16 protein-coding genes and 1 pseudogene are annotated in these 18,575 nt (G+C 69.3%); 2 read left to right on the top strand and 15 right to left on the bottom strand.

What is annotated here, in order from left to right; translation table 11 throughout:
• Positions 1-41: 41 nt before the first annotated feature.
• The 7 genes and pseudogenes from DIE02_RS10850 to DIE02_RS10880 all read right to left on the bottom strand — a co-directional run bounded on the left by DIE02_RS10850 (position 42) and on the right by DIE02_RS10880 (position 6,548).
• On the bottom strand, positions 42-368 hold the full coding sequence (locus tag DIE02_RS10850) for an antibiotic biosynthesis monooxygenase (RefSeq protein ID WP_124487715.1): 327 nt from the start codon (positions 366-368) through the stop codon (positions 42-44).
• Positions 369-433: 65 nt separating this feature from the next.
• Entirely contained in the window at positions 434-1,420 is a 987-nt protein-coding gene (locus tag DIE02_RS10855) for a YkgJ family cysteine cluster protein (protein ID WP_124487716.1), read from the bottom strand.
• A complete protein-coding gene (locus DIE02_RS10860) occupies positions 1,414-2,223 on the bottom strand; it encodes a MetQ/NlpA family lipoprotein (protein WP_124487717.1) in 810 nt (269 codons plus the stop codon). The genes DIE02_RS10855 and DIE02_RS10860 overlap by 7 nt, the downstream gene beginning before the upstream one ends.
• Positions 2,220-3,269 carry a formylglycine-generating enzyme family protein gene (locus DIE02_RS10865; protein ID WP_124487718.1) on the bottom strand — a complete coding sequence of 350 codons (1,050 nt, stop codon included), beginning with the start codon at positions 3,267-3,269 and terminating at the stop codon, positions 2,220-2,222. The genes DIE02_RS10860 and DIE02_RS10865 overlap by 4 nt, the downstream gene beginning before the upstream one ends.
• 10 nt (positions 3,270-3,279) lie before the next feature.
• On the bottom strand, positions 3,280-5,235 hold the full coding sequence (locus DIE02_RS10870) for an arylsulfatase (protein ID WP_124487719.1): 1,956 nt from the start codon (positions 5,233-5,235) through the stop codon (positions 3,280-3,282).
• Positions 5,236-5,414: 179 nt separating this feature from the next.
• Positions 5,415-5,492, bottom strand: a pseudogene (locus tag DIE02_RS10875) (short-chain dehydrogenase); the annotation flags it as partial.
• A gap of 102 nt (positions 5,493-5,594) precedes the next feature.
• Complete coding sequence (locus tag DIE02_RS10880) at positions 5,595-6,548, bottom strand: LysR family transcriptional regulator (protein WP_124528960.1); 954 nt, start codon at positions 6,546-6,548, stop codon at positions 5,595-5,597.
• Positions 6,549-6,675: 127 nt separating this feature from the next.
• On the opposite strand from DIE02_RS10880, the gene DIE02_RS10885 reads away from it, so the two are divergent.
• Positions 6,676-7,695: an NAD(P)-dependent alcohol dehydrogenase gene (locus DIE02_RS10885; protein ID WP_124528962.1), complete on the top strand. Its 1,020-nt coding sequence runs from the start codon at positions 6,676-6,678 to the stop codon at positions 7,693-7,695.
• 268 nt (positions 7,696-7,963) lie between these two features.
• Here DIE02_RS10885 and DIE02_RS10890 read toward each other — a convergent pair whose 3' ends face one another.
• The 8 genes from DIE02_RS10890 to DIE02_RS10930 all read right to left on the bottom strand — a co-directional run bounded on the left by DIE02_RS10890 (position 7,964) and on the right by DIE02_RS10930 (position 17,043).
• Positions 7,964-10,279, bottom strand: coding sequence for a TonB-dependent receptor (locus DIE02_RS10890; protein ID WP_124528963.1), 2,316 nt, complete (start codon positions 10,277-10,279; stop codon positions 7,964-7,966).
• 194 nt (positions 10,280-10,473) lie between these two features.
• Complete coding sequence (locus DIE02_RS10900; RefSeq protein WP_260441494.1) at positions 10,474-11,676, bottom strand: MFS transporter; 1,203 nt, start codon at positions 11,674-11,676, stop codon at positions 10,474-10,476.
• 2 nt (positions 11,677-11,678) lie between these two features.
• On the bottom strand, positions 11,679-12,755 hold the full coding sequence (locus tag DIE02_RS10905) for an ABC transporter substrate-binding protein (protein WP_124528969.1): 1,077 nt from the start codon (positions 12,753-12,755) through the stop codon (positions 11,679-11,681).
• Between the two features lie 34 nt (positions 12,756-12,789).
• Positions 12,790-13,200 (bottom strand): biopolymer transporter ExbD, encoded by a 411-nt coding sequence (locus DIE02_RS10910; RefSeq protein ID WP_124521955.1) that lies wholly within the window; start codon positions 13,198-13,200, stop codon positions 12,790-12,792.
• Positions 13,200-13,904 (bottom strand): MotA/TolQ/ExbB proton channel family protein, encoded by a 705-nt coding sequence (locus DIE02_RS10915; protein WP_124528971.1) that lies wholly within the window; start codon positions 13,902-13,904, stop codon positions 13,200-13,202. The genes DIE02_RS10910 and DIE02_RS10915 overlap by 1 nt, the downstream gene beginning before the upstream one ends.
• Positions 13,905-13,945: 41 nt before the next feature.
• On the bottom strand, positions 13,946-14,749 hold the full coding sequence (locus tag DIE02_RS10920) for an energy transducer TonB (protein ID WP_124528973.1): 804 nt from the start codon (positions 14,747-14,749) through the stop codon (positions 13,946-13,948).
• Positions 14,750-14,782: 33 nt separating this feature from the next.
• Positions 14,783-15,829 carry an ABC transporter substrate-binding protein gene (locus DIE02_RS10925; protein WP_044847304.1) on the bottom strand — a complete coding sequence of 349 codons (1,047 nt, stop codon included), beginning with the start codon at positions 15,827-15,829 and terminating at the stop codon, positions 14,783-14,785.
• A 44-nt stretch (positions 15,830-15,873) separates the two neighbouring features.
• Positions 15,874-17,043 carry an LLM class flavin-dependent oxidoreductase gene (locus DIE02_RS10930; protein WP_124528975.1) on the bottom strand — a complete coding sequence of 390 codons (1,170 nt, stop codon included), beginning with the start codon at positions 17,041-17,043 and terminating at the stop codon, positions 15,874-15,876.
• Positions 17,044-17,483: 440 nt separating this feature from the next.
• On the opposite strand from DIE02_RS10930, the gene DIE02_RS10935 reads away from it, so the two are divergent.
• A complete protein-coding gene (locus DIE02_RS10935; protein WP_044847306.1) occupies positions 17,484-18,560 on the top strand; it encodes an ABC transporter substrate-binding protein in 1,077 nt (358 codons plus the stop codon).
• Positions 18,561-18,575: the final 15 nt, after the last annotated feature.

Raw genomic sequence — 18,575 nt, forward strand, 5'->3', positions numbered from 1 at the left:
GGATCACGCACGGCGCCTGAATCGCCCGTTCGGCGATCGGCTTACGCCGGCTGCCGCGCATGCGGCTGCGCGAGCTTGCCGTCGCCGTACTCGCGCAGCACCTGCGAGATCACCACGCGATAGCCGTCCAGCCAGCGCGCCTGCTTCGCCTTCGCTTCCAGATGCGCGGGATGCTGCATCAACTGCCGCAGCGCCGCCTCCGATTCCCAGTAGTAGACGTTCTGGATCAGCCTCGCCTCGGCGTTCTCCCACGTCTCCTCGCCGAGGTAGCCGGGCGTCGCGCGCGCCATGTCGGCGATCTGCCGGTCGAGGCGGTGGAATTCGTCGTCGTATTGCCCTGCGCGGAAAATGAAGGTCGATGCGTACATGCGCGCCCCATCGGAGACGGTTGAAAGAGCGCCAAGTGTAAGGCACGCGCGGCGTGCCGCCGGTGTCACGCGGTGAGCGCGATGGAAGCGTGCCGATCGTCGAGCCACGCATCGATGCGCGGGGCGTCGGTGCGCGTGCCCGCCGTGGCGGCCGGCATGGCGGCGAGTGCGTGCCCAGCACGTTCGAGTGCCTGCGCAAAGCCGCGCAATTCGGCCGTCGCCGGCCGGTCGTCGAGACGACGGCGTGCGAGTGCCGCCTCGATACGTGCGTCGATCAACGCGCGCTGCGCGTCGATGAAGTCGATGCACAACGCGCGGCAATGTGCGGACACCGATGCGACCGCCAGCAGCACCGGCACGATCGACATCGTCAGGTAACCGCCGGGCGCAAGCCGCGCCAACGCCGCGCGCACCTGCGGTCCGCCGTCGATCAGCGATGCGAACACCGCGTCGCGCCATACCGCACGCTCGAACGCGAGCGCATCGCGAAACGTGTCGAGCGCCGCGCGGTCCGCGACCTGCCCTGCCGTCACGAGCGGCAGCGCCGACGCCATATCGACGGAAGCCGTGCCGCCGTCCGCGCCGACGATGCAATTCGCACCGAGCCACGCCGTCTCGTCGCGCCGCCCGGCGAGCACGCGGGATTGCAGGCGGTCCGGCAGCATCGGATCGAGCGGCACGGCGCCGCAGATCGAAGGCTTGTCCGCATGCACGCTGCAGCGGCCGTCGTCGGCCAATGCTGGACAGCGCCCGAGCGACGGATAGTCGTAGCCCTGGAGCGTCAGCGCAATCCATTCGTCGTTCGCGCCGCGTGCGCGGTGGAACAACGCGTTCGCGAGCGCATCGCAGGCGGCAATGTCGTCCGCGTCGAGCGCATGCTCGCGTCCGCCCGCGCGCGTTCGTTCACCGATGCGCCGCTTCGGCACACGGTGGATCGTCAGCGCGCCGACGAAGCGGTGCCGATGCCGGAACAGTTCGCGCAACGACAGCGTCGGCGCGCTGTTGCAGCAGCGGCCGCACGCATTGCACGCAAGGCGGTAGTCGTCTACCACGGCCGCCGCACCGAGTCCCGATAGCGCGTCAGGATGAAATGCGCGACGTCGTCCGAGTGATACGCGGCGACGAGCTGCGCGACCCACGGCTTCGTGCGGTCGGCGTCGCGCACGGTCAGCACGTTCGCATACGGCGAGCGCGCATCCTCGAGATTGATGCTGTCGCGCGCCGGCTGCAGCCCCGCGCGCGCGGCGTCCTCGTAGTCGATCGCGACGAACGCGGCCGAGTCGAGCGCCGCATGCAGCCGGTCGCGGCGCAGCGCGACGAGCTTCAGCGCGAGCCGGTTGCCCGTCACGTCGCACAGCGTCGCGTGCAGGCCGGCCTGGTCGCGCAGCGTCACCAGCGTGTCGTTCTGCAGCAGCACGAGCGCGCGAGCCATCCCGCGCGGATCGGCCGGGATCGCGACCGTCGCGCCGGGCTGCAGTTCGTTCAGACTCCTGATCTTTCGCGAATAGAGCGCCATCGGCAGCGTGACAGTCGGCGCGACGGCGTTCAGTGCATGACCTTTCGCCGTGCGCGTCGCGGCAAGGCGCTGCGCGTCCTCGAAGCTCGCCGCGTCGATCCTGCCGTCGGCGAGCGCGGTATCGATGCGCGACGCGTCGTCGAATTCGACGACGTCGACATTCAGCCCGCGCGTGGCGGCGACACGCTTCACCTCGTCCAGGATGTCCGCATGCACGCCGTGCGTCACGCCGACGCGGATCGTCGACGTGACGGTTTCGGCCGCAACGATCCAGCCCGAATGGGCGACACCGCACGCAACGATCAGCGACGCGGCAACGCAATGCATCACCCGCTTCATGACGCATCCCTCAGAATCGTGCGGAACCCGATATGCGATGCACCGAGATCCGCTTCCTGCTGCTCGCGCGACGACGCGCGATAGCGCACGCAGTAATCGCGCGAGCACAGGAACGAGCCGCCCTTGATCACCATCGGCGTGTCGTGCCGGCGCGTCGGCGGTGCGACGGCCGCCGTGTCGCCGTTCGTGTGCGACTGATGCTGGCCCGTGTATGTGTCCTTCGTCCATTCCCACGCGTTGCCGATCATGTCGTACAGATGGAAACCGTTCGCCGCATAACAGCCGACCGGTGCGAGGCCCGCGTGGCCGTCCTCGGCCGTATCGAGCACCGGGAACGCGCCCTGCCAGTAGTTCGCGGCCGGCTTGCCCTGCGCGTCGCGCGGCGCCGCATCGAGCGACGCGTCGTCGCGACCGGCCTTGCCCGCGTATTCCCATTCGGCTTCGGTCGGCAGATCGCGGCCGAGCCAGCGCGCATACGCGAGCGCGTCGCGCTGCGTGACGAGCGTGACGGGCAGGTTGCCGAGCCCGTCGACGCTGCTGCCGGGGCCGCGCGGCTGCCGCCACGATGCGCCCTTCACCCAGGTCCACCATGCGAGGTCGCGCGCGTTCAGCTCGTCGCGCGTCGGCACGTGAAACACGGCCGCGCCGCCCTGCTGCTCGGCCTCGGTCACGTAGCCGGTCGCCTGCACGAACGCGGCGAACTGCGCGATCGTCACGTCGGTCTGGTCGATCCAGAAGCCGCCGACGCGCGTCTTGCCGTCGCCCGCCGGACGCTCGTCCGCATAGCCGCGTGTGCTGCCGAACACGAACGCGCCGCCGCTCAGGTGCACCATCCCGGCCTTCGGGTCGTCGCGCCACTTCGCGGGCACGCCCGAGTAGCGCTCGCACTGCCGCTCCGAGCCGAGCGGCACGAGCGGGCGGCCGCGATTCGCGTCGTCGAAGGCGCCGGCGGGCGACGCCGACGGGCTCGCGTAGCCGACGGCGAACGCAGCCGCGAACAGCGTGGCCGCGAGCGCCGCGCCGAGTGTCCGGAAGCGGAACCGCATCGTGCCGTCCTCAGTAGTAGCCGCGCGGACGCAGCGGTTCCACCCCGCCGACGTTGCTCATGTACGTCTTCCACTGATCGACGAGCGTGCTGATCACCGACGGGTTCTGCGCCGACACGTCGGTCGTCTCGCCGCGATCCGCCGCAAGGTCGTACAGCTGCCAGTGGCCATCGAGCGGCCCGAGCGGCGGTTCGGTCCACAACGCCTTCCAGCGGCCGTCGGCGCTGCGCAGGTATGCGCGGCCGTACGCTTCGTCGCCGAACGGCGTGGTATGCACCTCGCCCGTCGCCGAGCCGGTGAGCACCGGCAGCAGCGACTGGCCCGTCGGCGGATAGACGTAGCGGTTGTTGTAGACGACCTTGCCCTTGTTCTGGTCGACGCCCGTCAGCGTGTTCACGAGCGGCGGCGCCGGTTGCGACGGCGGCGTGACGCCCGCGACCGCGAGGAAGGTCGCCGTGTTGTCGGTCACGTGCGTGAACGCGCGCAGCGTCGGCAACTGGCGTGTCTGCCCCGGCAGCCGCACGATCGTCGGCGTCGACACGCCGCCTTCGGCCGAATAACCCTTCGTGAGCCGGAACGGCGTCGCGCTCACTTCGGCCCAGCGCAGCCCGTACTGCAGCCGTTGCGCGTTCTGCTTGCCGTTGTCGGTGCCGAGCGTCGAATAGACCGGCTCCTGCCCGTTCGCGGTGTCGGTCGCCGTCGGGTCCGCGCCGGAGTCGATCGGCCAGCCTTCCGCGCCGTTGTCCGACTGGAACATGATGAACGTGTTGTCGTATTCGCCGATGTCCTTCAGGTGCTGGATCAGGAGGCCGATGTTGTAGTCGAGATTCTCGACCATCCCCGCATAGATCTCCATGTAGCGCGCCTGCGCGCGGCGCTCGGCCGGGCTCAGGCTCGCCCACAGCTTGTCGACCTTGCCGATGCCGTAGTCGCTGTAGCCGTCGGCGGCGGAATGCACGGCGCTGATGTACTTCGCGTTCGTGGTGCCGTTGTTCGCCGTTGCCGGCGACGCGGCCGTCGTTTCGGGCAGGCCGTCGAACGGCTTGAAGTCGGCGGGGATCAGGCCGAGCGCCTTCTGCCGCGCGATCCGCGCGTTGCGGATCGCATCGTAGCCGGCGTCGTATACGCCCGCGTACTTGTGCAGCCACGGGTCCGGCACCTGCAGCGGCCAGTGCGGCGACGTGTAGGCCGCGTACGCGAAGAACGGCTTGCCGTCCTGCCTGTTCGCATCGATGTACGAGATCAGCTTCTGCGTATAGAAGTCGGTCGAGTAGAACACGGCCGGATTGCCGCCGGCGCCGCCCGGCTGTCCGGGCTGGCCCGGCTGCACGTAGCTGCCGTCTTCCGTGTAGTTCGACGAGCCGGCCGGCTCGTGCGCGAAATGGTTCGTCGCCGCGCCGCCGAGCAGCACGTAGCTGCGCTCGAAACCCCACTGGTCGGGCGTCTGTCCGCTGCCCGTCGCACTGCCGACGATCCCCGAGCCGATGTGCCACTTGCCGGCGATGTACGTGTGATAGCCGGCGTCCTTCAGTAGTTGTGCGAACGACAGCGCGCGATCGTTCAGGTAGCCCTCGTAGCCGGGCAGCCCGCGCCGCTCGTCGGTCGGCACGCCCATCGTGCCTTCGCCGACGAGGTGGTGGTCGGTGCCGGAAATCAGCATCGCGCGCGTGATCGCGCAGACGGTGCCCGTGTGGTGGTTCGACAGGATGCGGCCCGACGCGACGAGCGCGTCGAGGTTCGGCGTGTTGATCTCGCCGCCGAATGCATGGATGTCGGAGTAGCCGAGATCGTCGGCCATGATGTACAGGATGTTCGGGCGCTTCGCGGCCTGCGGCGGTGTCGCGGCCGACTGCGACGGCGCATCGCTGTCGACGCCCCCGCACGATGCGAGCGACAACACGCCGGCAATCGCGGCGCAGACGACACGGAAACGGAAGGCATGCAACGGCGACGCGGACTTTTTCATTTTGTCGAACGCTCGATTACGGATCGGCGATCTTAGCGGCGCCCGCGCGGCGGCCAAAGTCGGATTCGTCACATGCTAACGGGGAGCAGGAATATGCACGGCGCCCGTTGATCGACGACTCGCGCCGTCATGCACGCGTTGCGTCAGTTGCGTCCGCCGAGGGTACCGCCGCCGTCCACCGCGAGCGCGTTGACCGTCACGCCGTGTCCGGCGAGTTCCAGCGCCCACGTGCGCGTGCAACCGACGAGCGCGCTCGCGCGCGGCGCATGCACGACCCGCACCGATTGTCCGTCAGGCGCAGAAAACGCGTGTGGTCGCCGTCGTCCGCGTCTTCCGCATCGCCCGATCCTGCGTCGTCGCTACGTAGCGTGAACGCTGCGCCGCGGCACGCGCTCGCCGTCTGCGTCGTCCGACGCCAGCATGCGCGGAATCTCGTCGACGAACGCATCGATGACGACGCGCACCTTCGACGGCACGTTGCGCGACGCCGGCCGCACCGCGAACACTTCGGCGCCCGACACGCTGTCGCTGTCCATCACGAGCGCGAGACGCCCGTCGCGCACGTACGGCGCCATCAGCCAGCACGGCAGCCACGCGAGGCCCGCGCCGGCTGCGGCCGCGTCCGCGATCGCCAGCAGGTCGTCGAACCGCAGGCGGCCGGCCGGGCGATGGTCGTGCACCGCGCCGTCCGGGCCGATGATCCGCCACGGCGTCGGCTGCCCGCCGCGCGAATACGCGATGCCGACGTGCGACGCGAGCTCGTCGGATCCCGTCGGCCGGCCGTGACGTTCGAGATACGCCGGCGATGCGCAAATGCCCATCCTCTGTACGCCAAGCCGCCGCCCGACGAGCGTGCTCGTATCCGCAAGCTCGCCGATGCGCACCGCGATGTCGAAGCCATCGTTGACCAGGTCGGCCAGGCGATCGCTGAACGACACGTCGATTTCAAGCCGCGGATAACGCTCGATGATGCGCCGCACGACGGGCGCCACACATTGCCGGCCGAACAGCACGGGCACGCTGATCCGCACGCGCCCGGTCGGCTCGCGCCGGCCCGCGTCGAGCGCGGCCTCCGTCTCGCCGAGTTCGGCCAGCAACCGCCGGCACTGCTCGTAATAGACGAGCCCTTCGTCGGTCAAGCCGAGCTGGCGCGTCGTGCGCTGCAAGAGCCGCGCGCCGAGCCGTTGTTCGAGACGCGCGACGATCTTCGCCACGGCCGAGCGCGTCATGCCGAGGCGCAGCGCCGCCGCGGCGAAGCTGCCCGACTCCACGACGTCGACAAATTCGGCGATGCCTCTCAGCCGCTCGTCCATGCAGTTCCACTCCGATGGGATGACAGGTTTGTATCCGTGCCGGCGACAATCATTGGCCGAATAATCGCCAATGCGTCCGGACGCGCAACACTATGATAGCCCGGTCTATCTCGAAAAAGGAGTCGACATGCACGCATGGCAAATCAGACCGGGGGACGGCATCGCCGCGCTCCGGCGCATCGACGCGACGCGTCGCCCCGTCGGGCCGACCGACGTCGTCGTGAAAATCCACTCGGCAGGACTGAACTACCGCGACCTGATGTTCGCGCGCGGCGACTATCTCGGCATCGGCAAGGACGCGCTGATTCCTGTCGCCGACGGCGCCGGCGAGGTCGTCGAAACCGGCCGCGACGTCACGCGCTTCAAGCCGGGCGATCGCGTGATCAACACGTACTTCCCGCGCTGGATCGACGGGCCGCCCACGCCGCAGAAAGTCTCCGGTTCGCCCGGCGCGCAATTCGACGGCGTGCTCGCCGAGCACTTCGTGTCCGACGAAGCGGCGCTGGTCGCGATTCCCGCGCATCTCGACTACGACGAAGCGGCGACGCTGTCGTGCGCGGGCATCACCGCATGGAACGCGCTGTTCGCCGACGGCGGCGCAGGGCCGGGCTCGACCGTCGTGCTGCTCGGCACGGGCGGCGTCTCGATCGTCGCACTGCAGCTCGCGCACGCGGCGGGCCTGCGCACGATCGTCACGTCGTCGAGCGACGCGAAACTCGAACGCGCCCGCGCACTCGGTGCGGATGCAACGATCAACTATCGCGCGACGCCCGAGTGGCAGCACGAAGTGCTGCGGCTCACCGGCGGTGCGGGCGCGGATCTCGTCGTGGAAGTCGGCGGACACGACACGCTGCCGCGCTCGGTCGCCGCGACGAGGCTGGGCGGCATCGTGTCGGTGATCGGCGGCGTCAGCGGGTTCGGCGGCCCCGAACTCGGGCTGCTGTCGCTGATCGGCGGCATTCGGAAACTGCACGGGATCATGGTCGGCAGCCGCGCGATGCTCGACGACGTCGTGCGGCTCGTCGATGCGAAGCGGATCAGGCCGGTGGTCGATCGCGTGTTCGGCTTCGACGAGGCGCCGCAAGCGTATGCGTACCTGCAGTCGGGCCAGCATTTCGGCAAGGTCGTGATTCGCGTCGCTTCGTAACGGATGGATGAAGGCGGCCGCCGCCGCCTTCTTTCCGGCACACCCGGAACCCGTGCCGGATCCCCGTACGCCCCCGGATCGCCGGCTTCGCGACGCCGGTCGTCGCGTCGACGCGTCGACGCGTCGTCGCGCACCGTCGTGTACACGTATCGCGCGCCGACGAACGACGCAGGCATGAACCGAACCTTGCCGTTCACTTCGACGTTCCGATACCTGATCGACGTTACCGTCGCGCCGTTCGTCGAACGGACGCGGCATGCGCCGCGCGTCAGATCTTCGCGGTCAGCGTGATCCCGACCGTGCGAGGATCGCCGTACAGCACCGGATACGCGCCATACGACGGCAGCAGCTCGAGCTTCCTGTAAACCTTGTTCGTCAGGTTCGTCACGTAGCCCGTCACGATGTATTTCTGGTTCGGCGTCGTGCACGACACATGCGCGTTCAGCACCGTATAGCCGCCTTGCCAGAGCTGCGGCATCGTCTGCCGCGTCGCGCTGAAGTATTCGCGGCTGCGGTAGTTCACGTCGCCCCCGGCCGTCAACGTGCCGAACGACACCGGCACGCGATAGTCGAAGCCCGCGTTCAGCGTCGTATGCGGCGAACGCGCGAACGAGTTGCCGACGGCCGTCGGCACGTAGCGGAACTCCGTGAAGCGCGTGTTCAGCATCCCGAGGTTCGCGAACAGGTACAGGCTGTTGACGGGCTGCGCCTTCAGCTCGAGTTCGAAGCCGTCCGCGCGCCCCTGCCCCGCATTCGACAACGTCGACACCGGCGGCCCGCCGAACGGGTTCGGCGCGAGCGCGAATACCTGGATGTCGCGATAGTCGTAGTGGAACACGCTCGCGTTGACGATCAGCCGCTTGTCGAACCACTCGCTCTTGATGCCGATCTCGTAGTCGGTCAGGTACTCCGGCGACACGGTGGACACCGTGCTCTGCGTATACGCGTTGCCGTTGTAGCCGCCCGAGCGGAAACCGCGTGCATAGCGGAAATACGCGCGCACGTTGTTGCTGAGCGCATATTCCGGCGTGAGATCCCAGGTCGGCGCACGCCACGTGTTCGTCTGGTTCTGCTGCGCGCTGACCGCGAGCGGCGACGACACCGACGACGGCGACCACCAGCTGTTCGGATCGCTGAACGTCACGCTGCCCGTGCCCTGCAGCCCCGTCAGATTGATGGTCTTGCGCTCGATCGTGTAACGCAGCCCGCCCGTCACGTTGAAACGGTCGGTGAAACGGTACTTGACGCTGCCGAAGATCGCCGCGCTCTGCGTGTGCTGCGTGAGGTCGGTCTGGTGGTAGAACGCGGGCGACGGCGCGCCCGGCAGGCCGCCGCCGGCGCCCTGCTCGGCCAGTTGCTCGGTAAACAGGTGCGTACCGACCAGCCAGCTCAGCCGCTCGCTCTGCGGCGATTCGAGCCGGAACTCCTGCGAGAACTGGCGGCTCGACAGGCGGTCATGCGAGCGTGCCGCATCGAACGGCGAATAGTCCTCGTCGTCCTGATACCAGCGGTGCAGCCCTTCGAACGCCGTGATCGACGTCAGCGACACCGCCGGGTTGATGCGCCAGTGCGCGGTGAGCGACGTACCCCAAGTCGAGATGTGATCGCTCGACGGCGCATTGAGCGACACCGTGTACGGATCGGTCGACCCGACGAAGCCGAACTGGTTCGCGCCGCCGCGACCCGCGCCCTCCGCGTGCCATGCATCGCCGCCGCCCGTGTAGTTGCGGCCGTGGATGTTGAACAGGAAATCGGTGTCGGACGTCGGCACGGCCAGCACCTGGAAGCGCACGGCGTTGTCGTGGAATCCGCCGAAGCGCCCTTGCTGCACGGTGTTCGTGTAGAAACTGTCGGCATTCTCGTGATACACCGACACGCGCGCGGCCAGCACGTCGTTCTTGCCGATCGGACCGCCGATCGCGGCTTCCGCGAGCCGGCTGTTGTACTGGCCGAGGCCGAGCTTGCCGTAGCCGCTCACGTCGAAGGTCGGCTTCTGCGACGTGATGCTGAGCGCGCCGCCGACGGTATTCTTGCCCCACAGCGTGCCCTGCGGCCCGCGCAGCACCTCGATGCGATCGAGGTCGAACAGCGGAAAGCCCTGCCCGAACACGCTGTTGATGTATACGTCGTCGAAGTACACGCCGATCGGGCTCAGCGAAAGGTCCGAAGGATCGTTGCTGCCGACGCCGCGCAGGAACCAGCGCGGCCGTTCGCGGCCCTCGGTCGATTGCCCGTTGAAGTTCGGCACGTACTTCGTCACGTCGTTGATCACGCGCAACTCGTTGTTCTTGATCGCGTCGCCGCTCAGCGCACTCACCGCGACCGGCACGTCCTGAATGCGCTCCTTGCGCCGGCGCGCGGTCACGGTCACCGTGCCGAGATTCGCTTCGCGTACGGTCGACCCGCGATTCGCGCCGGTGGTCTTCGGCGCTGCCGCGGTCGCGTCGTCCGACGCCTGTTGCGCCGGCTTCGCGTCCGGCGCCCCCGCGGTCGCCGCGCCATCCTCTGCCCATGCGGGCAACGATACGGTGCCGCCCGTCAGCAGTCCCCCCAGCGCGGTGACGATTAGTTTTTTCCTGAACATCGATGAGTCATCCTGTTTGATCGGTTGAACGCACGTGCGTGCGCGACGCACGGGTTCTGTATTGCAATTCGGATGCCAGCATCGAGAAGCCCGTCGCACGGGGCTGCCGGCACGCGCACGGTTTCGGCGTTGCTGCATACGCATCTGTGGAAGAAAGCAAACTGCTGGTCTCGCAACACCGGCAGCCAAGATCGTCAGGACAGCTTTGCAGGCAGCGGCTGCGCCGCACCGCGACGGCTCCCGGCGAACCGCAGCGCGAACGCCACCAGCACGACCACCGGCAGCCAGCACAGAAACACGGCCTGCAATCCGACGACCGGCACGAGCGCACTGCCGGCCAGCGGGCCGCAGAACGCGCCGGCCATCGACGCGAGGTTGTACAGGCTCGACACCTGGCTCTTGTCGGCCGGGTGGCGGCCCAGATGCTGCATGTTGACGAGATGCAGCAGCGATGACCCGGCGCACAGCGCGGCGAGCCCTGCGCCGACGATCCACGCGTCGCGCGCGAGGCCGAGCGCGAGCAGCCCGGCGATGCCGCCTGCGAGACCGAGCGCATGGCAACGGCGCCCGGTCATCCGCTGGGCGACATTGCCGAGCCCGAACAACGCGATCACCGCAACGGCACCCTGCAAGGTGAGCAGCGCGACGGCGCGCGTCTGCGACAGTCCGAGCGACTGAATCGCGAGCACCACCGTATACGTGCCGACGAGCGAGCGTGTCGCGCTGTTCACGGCCTCCAGCACGAGCTGCTCGCGCACGTCGTGGCTCCACGCGAGCGCGAGCAGCGTGCCCGTTTCATGCCGTGCGCGGCGCGGCGGCTGCTCGGCGTCGCCAAGCAGCATCCGGCTGAACAACGCCATGCCCGCGAAGCTCGCCGACGCTGCACAGAACGTCGCGACCGCGCCGTGCGCGCCGATCAGCCAGCTCGCGAGCCACGGCCCCGCCATGCCGGTTCCGACCGACATGGCCGCGCGATACCAGCCCGCGCGCGCGAGGCCGATCTGCGCGAGACGCGCAAGGAATACGCCGTTGATCGACACGATCCGGAACGGGATGCATAGCCCGATCAGCCCCTGCGTGAGCGCGATCAGCGGCCACGCGCCGGTAAACGGCACGACGAGATTGAGCAGCATCGGCCCCATGCTCGCGGCGAAGTACACGCGCCGCGCGCCGTAGCGCGCGACGAGCAGCCCGGCAGGCAGGGTCATCAGTGCAATGCCGAGGGGCTCCATCGCGGCGATGATGCCGAGCCGCGCGCTGTCGACGCCGAGTGCCAGCGCATACAACGTCGTCGCGAGCTGCGCCATGCTGATCGTCGTGCCGCTCGCGAGCGCGAGCAGCATGAAGCCGCCGGTGAAGCGCTCGCGCCGCCATGCGCCGGCGACGCGTGCCGGCACGCTCACCGCGCGGGGTCGCGAAACGATGCCGCGATGCCGTCGAGCGCACGCCGGTCGATCCACGCGTGCACGTCGAAGTCGGCGGGCAGGAACCGCCAGTCGACCAGGAAACGCTTGAAATCGTCGAGCGCGGCGATCGATGCTTCGTCGAGATCCGTGCGCAGCCGCCGGTGGACGTCCGCGCCATAAGCCAGCCGCAGCCAGTCGTGGCCCGACCCCGTCTCGCGGCCGAGATAGCCGAGCACTTCCTCTTCGTGCTCGCGCGCCCAGCCCTCGACATCCGTCACGCGCGCGAGGAAGCGGCTGACGATGTCGGGATGGCGCTCGAGCGTCGCTGCGTTGACGGTCAGCGGCCGCGGCGAACCGTTGTTGATGCGAATCTGCGGATCGGGATGAAAGCCGATGTCGACGACCGGCTGCGCGCCGATCAGGTGCGCGGTTTCGAGCCCGAGCGAGCCTTTCACGTAGATCGCATCGACCTCGCCGCGCACCAGCGCGGCCGCTTCGGCTGCATAGAGCCGCCGGCTCGACAGGCTCGCCGGATGGCTGAATGCCGCGTCGCGGGTCGCGGGGGTCGACACCGGCGCGCGCAGGTTCGACGCCGGTACGTCGACCCATTCGACGTCGCCGGGGCCGAGCCCGTCGAGCGACAGCGCACTGACGAAGCCGCGCAGCGCCGCCGCGCGGAAGATGTCGATGCGCTCGCCGTCGCGGCGCGGCAGGCCGATGCGGCGCCCGCGCAGGTCTTTCGGCCGCGTCAGGCCGGCTTCCGGCAGCGCGACGATCGCCTGGGCCTCGTCGACCCAGGTCAGCGCGACCACACGCGTGTCGGCGCCGGACGCGCGCGCCCACAGCGCCGGAATGCTGCCGCCCTGCCGGAACGCGTTGTCGAGCGAATGATCGACGTGCGCGTGATGCAGCGCCGCGTGCTGGCTTTCCTGCAATGCGCGTACGGTGATGCCGTCGCCGGCGAATTCGCTGTCGAGCCAGCCGAGATGCGCGGCAATGCCGAGCGGCGTCGGTACCGGACAGCGCGTGTACCAGATCGACTGGACGTTGTGTGAAGCCGTGGTGCTCATGGATGCGTTCGCAAAGGAAGTCTTGAAAGGCGCGTCAGCCGCGCGGCGCGGTGAGCACCGACAGCCGCGTGATGCCCGCGTGCTCGATCGCGGCCATCAGCTTCGCGACGGTGCCGTACGGCACGTGCTCGTCGGCCTGCAGGTCGAGCGCGACGTCGGGGCGGCCGGCCTTCAGCGCGGCCAGCTCGGCCGGCACCGTGTCGAGCGCGACCGCGCGCTTGTCGAGATACACGATGCCCTTGGCGTCGACGCTCACGGTGACGTTCGGCTTGCGGTCGGCCGGCGCGGTAGCGACGGTATTCGGGAGATTCACGTGCACCGCGTTGTTGAGCAGCGGCGCGGTGACGATGAAGGCGACGAGCAGCACGAGCATCACGTCGACGAGCGGCGTGATGTTGATTTCGCTGAGCACGTCGTCGTTGTCGGAAGAGGACGAGAAGGCCATTATGCGAACGCCTCCTGGCGGGTGTCGTCGGAACGGCGTGCCGGCGCGGCGGCCGGCACGCGGAAGCCGGCCTTCTGCGCGAGCGTGACGAAGTCGGTCGCGAACGCATCGAGGTCGGCCGACGCGGCCTTCACGCGACGCACGAAGAAGTTGTACGCGAGCACGGCCGGCACGGCGACCGCGATGCCGATCCCGGTCGCGACGAGCGCCTCGCCGATCGGCCCGGCAACGACGTCGATGCTCGCCGACGCGCTGTGCGTGATCGCGGTGAGCGCATGGATGATGCCGAACACGGTGCCGAACAGGCCGACGAACGGCGCGGTGCTGCCGATCGACGCGAGCACCGCGAGCCCCGCTTCCTCGCGTCGGCGCGCATTGTGGATCTGCTGGCGCAGATGGCGTTCGAGCAGGTCGTGGCGGCTCCAGCTGTGTTCCAGATCGTGCGCGCTGCTCTCGTCGGCACGCCGCAGCGCGTCGAAGCCCGTCGCGGCGAGTTCGCCGACCGGGCTGTTCGCCCCGTCGAGCGCGGCCGCGTCGTGGAAGCTGTTCGCCGCCCAGAATGCACTGACGTAACGCCGGTTGCGCGCGCTCGACCGCAGGCTCTGGATCGCCTTGACGACGATCAGCGTCCACGTGACGACGGAGAAGACGACGAGCAGCCAGAGCGCGCCCTGGACGATGAAGGTGGTCGGGATACCGGTCATGATGTGAGTTCCTTGAAAAATGTGGCGAGCCGCCCGGCGGGTCAGCCCAGCTTGAAATCGATCGGCACGTTGACCCAGCCGTCGACCGCTTCGTCGCCGCGCTTCGCGGGCACGAACGTCCAGCGCTTCACGGCGGCCACCGCCGCGTTGTCGAGCACGCGGCGGCCACTGCTCGTGCGGACCTCGACGGAATCGGGCGTGCCGTTCGCGAGCACGTGCACGCGCAGCACGACGCGCCCTTCCCAGCCCTGGTCCTGCGCGAACGCCGGATAGTCGGGTGCCGGGTTGCGCAGGTATGCCGCATCGCCGATCGGCGCGGATTCGCGCACGGGTGCGGCCGGCGCGGCGGAGACGGGCGCCGGGTTCGGGATGGCAGGCGCTGCGGCGACCTGTGCCGGTGCAGCAGTCGATGCGTCGCGCGCCATCGCTGGCACGACAGCCGGAGCGGCCGCCTGATACGCAGCGGCCGCACGCGGCTTCGGCGGGGTCGGCGCCTGCTTCAACGGCTTCGGCGTCACGACCGGCGGCGGCGGATGTGCGGCCTGCGGCAACGGTTCGGGCGGCCGCGTCAACTCGACCGTCATCGGCAGCGGCCTCGGCGGTTGCACGCGCGGCTCGGCGGGCGCACGCGCCGCCAATAGCGCGATGCCCGCGTGCAGCGCCGCGACGGCGAGCGCAATCGCGCCCGCACCGCGCCAGCCGCCCGGCTGCGCGGGCCGCACATCCTTGCGCGCAGGCGGCACCGCCGGCGGCAGCCGTATCGCAGGCACCGCAACCGCGGCGGCCGTGCGCGCCGCGTGCCGGCGCGCCGGCGGCACGCCGTATTCGATCAGCAGTCCTGTCATGTTCGGCTCCTTGCAATGACGCGCCGCGGCGCACTACGCGACCCACGCATGGCGATGCCGGTCGATCTGCGTGAACGGCGCCGGATCGATCCATGCGCGCGCATCGAAATCGCGTTCGAGAAAGCCCCATTCGACGAGGAAATCCTTGAATGCAACCAGTCCGTCGATCGACGTCGGCGCGAGCCCCGTTTCCAGATGCCGGTGCACGTCCGCGCCGTACGCGTAGCGCACCCACTCGTCGGACGCGCGCGTTTCGCGGCCGATATAGGCGACCGTCTCCGCCGGATGGCGCGCGGCCCAGTCGCCCGCGCCGACCACGACCGAGAGGAAGCGGCTCACGAGATCGGGGCGCGCATCGATCAATGCGCGATCGACGGTCAGCGTGCGCGGCGTTCCGTTGCCGATCCGCACCAGCGGATCGGGGTGCGCGCCGAGATCGATGACGACCTGCGCGTCGATCAGGTGCACGGTTTCGAGCCCTTCGACACCTTTCACGAACACCGCGTCGACCTCGCCGCGCACGAGTGCCGCGATCTCGAGCCCGTACTCGTGCGGGCCGCGCGTGAACGACGCAGGCCCGGTGCGGCGCTCGTGCGTGTCGGGCAGGTCGACCCATTCGGCGTCGCCGTGGCCGAGCCCTTCCAGTTCGAGCGCGCTCAGGAACCCCTTCAACGCGGCCGCGCGCCAGAAGTCGATGCTGATCGGATGGCGCGGCAACCCGAGCCGCCGGCCGCGCAGATCGCGCGCGGTGCGGATGCCGCGCTCGGGCAGCGTGACGATCGCCTGGAATTCGTTGGTCCACGACAGGCCGATCACGCGCGTATCGGCGCCGCGAGCCCGCGCCCACAGCGCGGGAATGTTGCCGCCCTGCCGGAACGAGTGCGGCAGGCTGTGATCGAAATGCGATTCGCGCTTGTCGGCGTCGGCCGTCTCCTGCAGCGAGTGCAGCGCGATGCCGTCCGGCCCGAACTCCTCGTCGAACCAGCCGCGATGCACGGCGATGCCGAGCGCGGTCGGCACCGGGCAGCGCGTGTACCAGAGTGCGTCGCAAGCCGTGGCCTGCGCAGCGAGTGTCGTCATGGTGAGTGTCCTTGTCGTTTGAATGTGCAGGCCTGCCGCCGCGCTCAGGCGCCGGCCACGCGCAGCGCCGCCTGCGTGCCGCGTGCGTTCAGCGCGCCGTCGACGAGCGGCAGCACTTCCTCGCCCACGCGGTACGCCTCTTCCAGATGCGGGTTGCTCGCGAGGATGAACGTCGAGACGCCGATGTCGACGTATTCCGCCAGCCGCTCGGCTACCTGCTCGTGGCTGCCGACGATCACGCAACCGGGGCCGCCGCGGATCTGCGACATCCCGGCCCACAGGTTCGGGCCGACGATCAGGTCGTCGAAGTGCTGCGTGTTGCCCTGGTGCAGCGCGAACTGACGTTTCGCGCCGACCGATTCCGACTCGCCGCGCCCGCCGAAGCCGTTGTGCGTCGACGCACTCACGGTCGCGAACATCTGCCGCAGCTCGGCCCACGCCTGCTCCTCGGTCTCGCGCGCCAGGATGTCGATGCGCATGCCGAAGCGCAGGTCGCGCTCGGCGTTCTGGCGGTCGAGCGCGCGGCGCGCCGCATCGATCACCTCCTTCTGCTTCGCGAGCGGCTCGCCCCAGCTCAGGTGCACGTCGCCGTGCTTCGCGGCGACCGCGAGCGCGGCATCGCTCGCGCCGGCCAGATAGATCCGCGGCGGTGTCTGGCCGCTCAGCGGCGGCAGCAGCCCGCCGGCTTCGACGCGATAGAAGCGGCCGTCGAATGTGAACGGCGCGCCGGCCGCGACGCCCTTCACGACGTCGAGAAATTCGTCGGTGCGCGCATAGCGGCTGTCGTGATCGATAAAGTCCCCGTACGCGCGCTGGTCGGGACCGCCGCCGCCCGTGACGACGTTCCACTCGACGCGGCCGCGGCTGATCCGCTGCAGGCTCGCGGCCATCTGCGCCGCATAGACGGGATGCACGAAATGCGGCTGCAGCGCGATCAGCAGTCGGAGCCGGCGCGTCTCGCGCGCCAGCGCGGCCGCGACGACCCACGGCTCCTCGGTAAAGCGGAAGATCGGAATCAGCGCGCCGTGAAAGCCGGCGATATCGGCCGCACGCGCGACTTGCGACAGGTAGTCGATGTAGCCGAAATCGTCGTCGTCGACTTTGGGCGCAACGCGCGATGCGCGCTGGCGGTTCCACTCGCCGCGCGTATGCAGGTCGTGTGCGCGCCGGCCGTCGCCGTGCATCGGCAGGCGCCACAGAAATTCAACAGCCATCGGGATTCTCCTTGTCGGCCCGTTCGGATTGCGTGCGGCACCGGCGTGCCGCGCGTATGCAGCGCTGTTAAGCACGCGGTGTGCCAACGCGCGCGCTCGCCGACCTGCGAAGCGACCGACGAGCGCGCGCGACGCCTTGCGGGCCGGGCGTCGGCGGCAAACGGCAGGAACGCGCCCGAGGTTCCCGGCATCGCGAACACGAGCCGGCGCGGTGCTGCTGCACCGGCCGCACCGGTGCTGCATGCGCAACAGCGCTCGATGCGACTGTTGCTCACGCAACAGGCGATGCGCCGGCCGACGCGCCACGCATCGCGCGCGATGCCCGCTGCGCTTGCCGCACGGCCGTTTCCGTTCACTGGCCCGGAACTTGCAATGTGGAACGGCCCGCGCGTGCGACACCGCGCCTCGACCACGCTTACCCAGACAGGGGAATCTCACACATGACAGACAGGCCCGATTCGTCATCGGACAAGCAGCAGACGTTCTGGTACGCCCGATCGCCGGTACCGACGCCGCTCGGCATCGCCGTGCATCTCGGCTGGCTCAACGGCGAGACGTCGGCCGACGGCGTCGCGATCCGCTCGCCGCGCGGCGCCACGCGGCACGACGTGTCGTCGATCAGCGACCACACGCTCGCGCAGTCGTTTCGCCAGGGCGGCAGCATCCCCGCGATGTGGGCGCGCTCGAACGACGCGAATACGCGCGTGATCGGGTTGTCGTGGGTCGACGAATCGCAGCTGATCCTCGCGCGCCCCGAGTCGGGCATCCGCTCCGTGAAGGCGTTGCGCGGGCGCCGGATCGCGATTCCGAGCCGCCCCGACGATCGCATCGACATCTTTCGCGCGTCGGCGCTGCGCGGCTTCGTCAATGCGCTGAGCCTCGACGGATTGACCACGCGCGACGTCGAACTCGTCGACGTGCGCGCACGCACGCTGCAGGCCGTCGGGCCGGCGCGCGCGGCGAACCTGTTCGCGTCGCCGCAAGGCTTCTCGAGCCGCGCGCTCTATGCGGCCGAAGCCGGTGCGCTGCTGCGCGGCGAAGTCGACGCGATCTACGTGAAAGGCTCGACGGGCCTCGAGATCGCGCAACTGATCGGCGCGCACGTCGTGATCGACATCGGCTTCCATCCGGAGCGCTCGATCCGCAACAACAACGGCACGCCGCGCCCGCTGACCGTCAACGCGGACGTGCTCGCGAACCATCCGGACATCGTCGCCGGCTTCCTGAAGCTCGTGGTCGCCGCCGGCGAGTGGGCGAGCGCGCATCCCGACGAAACCGCGCACTACGTGGCCGGCGAAACCGCGTCGTCGATCGACTGGGTGCGCGCCGCGTACGGCAACCAGCTGCACCGCCATCTCGGCGTCAATCTCGACGACGAATCGATCGCCGCGCTCGACGAGTTCAAGACGTTCCTGCATGCCCACGGCTTTCTGGAAGCGGACTTCGATGTCGCCGACTGGATCGACCCGCGCCCGCTTGCCGACGTGCTGCGGCCGTCGCTGCAGAAGCGCGCATGAGCCCCTTTACCGTTC

The sequence above is a fragment of the Burkholderia sp. Bp8991 genome (assembly GCF_003853795.1).
Classification (GTDB): domain Bacteria; phylum Pseudomonadota; class Gammaproteobacteria; order Burkholderiales; family Burkholderiaceae; genus Burkholderia.

Bases quoted from the DNA above. Each gene is read 5' to 3' on its own strand.
- DIE02_RS10920 (WP_124528973.1), bottom strand. From the start codon at position 14,749: ATGACAGGACTGCTGATCGAATACGGCGTGCCGCCGGCGCGCCGGCAC.
- DIE02_RS10905 (WP_124528969.1), bottom strand. From the start codon at position 12,755: ATGAGCACCACGGCTTCACACAACGTCCAGTCGATCTGGTACACGCGC.
- DIE02_RS10885 (WP_124528962.1), top strand. From the start codon at position 6,676: ATGCACGCATGGCAAATCAGACCGGGGGACGGCATCGCCGCGCTCCGG.
- DIE02_RS10915 (WP_124528971.1), bottom strand. From the start codon at position 13,904: ATGACCGGTATCCCGACCACCTTCATCGTCCAGGGCGCGCTCTGGCTG.
- DIE02_RS10880 (WP_124528960.1), bottom strand. From the start codon at position 6,548: ATGGACGAGCGGCTGAGAGGCATCGCCGAATTTGTCGACGTCGTGGAG.
- DIE02_RS10935 (WP_044847306.1), top strand. From the start codon at position 17,484: ATGACAGACAGGCCCGATTCGTCATCGGACAAGCAGCAGACGTTCTGG.
- DIE02_RS10925 (WP_044847304.1), bottom strand. From the start codon at position 15,829: ATGACGACACTCGCTGCGCAGGCCACGGCTTGCGACGCACTCTGGTAC.
- DIE02_RS10910 (WP_124521955.1), bottom strand. From the start codon at position 13,200: ATGGCCTTCTCGTCCTCTTCCGACAACGACGACGTGCTCAGCGAAATC.
- DIE02_RS10870 (WP_124487719.1), bottom strand. From the start codon at position 5,235: ATGAAAAAGTCCGCGTCGCCGTTGCATGCCTTCCGTTTCCGTGTCGTC.
- DIE02_RS10865 (WP_124487718.1), bottom strand. From the start codon at position 3,269: ATGCGGTTCCGCTTCCGGACACTCGGCGCGGCGCTCGCGGCCACGCTG.
- DIE02_RS10890 (WP_124528963.1), bottom strand. From the start codon at position 10,279: ATGTTCAGGAAAAAACTAATCGTCACCGCGCTGGGGGGACTGCTGACG.
- DIE02_RS10850 (WP_124487715.1), bottom strand. From the start codon at position 368: ATGTACGCATCGACCTTCATTTTCCGCGCAGGGCAATACGACGACGAA.
- DIE02_RS10860 (WP_124487717.1), bottom strand. From the start codon at position 2,223: ATGAAGCGGGTGATGCATTGCGTTGCCGCGTCGCTGATCGTTGCGTGC.
- DIE02_RS10930 (WP_124528975.1), bottom strand. From the start codon at position 17,043: ATGGCTGTTGAATTTCTGTGGCGCCTGCCGATGCACGGCGACGGCCGG.